General features: G+C 45.8%; 1 protein-coding gene. It reads right to left on the reverse strand.

Annotated elements, in window-relative coordinates; all coding sequences use genetic code 11:
- On the reverse strand, nucleotides 1-621 hold a 621-nt coding region (locus A3762_RS04785; RefSeq protein WP_068754343.1), incomplete at its 3' end, for a LysR family transcriptional regulator.
- Between the last annotated feature and the right edge of the window lie 71 nt (nucleotides 622-692).

Genomic DNA, 692 nt, shown 5'->3' on the forward strand with positions numbered 1-692 from the left:
ACCTCGCTCACGAATCAGTACACCAGAACCAAAAAACTCTTCAGCGCCCAATGTTTCTAATTGGCTCAAGGGATGCTGCGGAGACATCACCGGTATCAATTCATTATCTAAAAACGGATACGATGAGAATGGCTTTTCAGTCGGAACAATACCCATAATAACGAGGTCGCCCTCATTACGATTAAGCCGCTCAATCGCCTTTGCGCGGTTTACGACACTAACTTGAACGTTCACCGCAGGATTTTGTTCAAGAAAAGGTCGAAGTACGTAAGGCGTGATGTACTGTGCCGTATTCACGGCTGTAATCTGCAAATCACCAGAGACCTGTCCCTCTAAGCTGTGTATCTCGTTCTGCAATTTACGCAGTTGCTCGAAGATCGACTCACAGCTTTCTGCCACCATCTCGGCAGCGGGAGTAACAAACAACTTGCGCCCGACAAACTCGAACAACTGAACATTTAAGGCTTCTTCGAGCAGTTTAATTTGAGAGCTCACGGCAGGCTGAGACAAACCTAATTGATCAGCAGCTTTGCTATAACCACTCGTCTCATAAACGGCTTTAAATATCTGTAGCTGGCGAAGCGTTAAGCGATTAAGTAACTTTTGAACTGATAACTGCATGGGCGTGAGAGCTTATTTATTTGGAGACGGGAGTATCCCGCTAGCCTGAGTTAAATTCAACTCTGTACCCA

The sequence above is a fragment of the Oleiphilus sp. HI0125 genome (genome assembly GCF_001635355.1).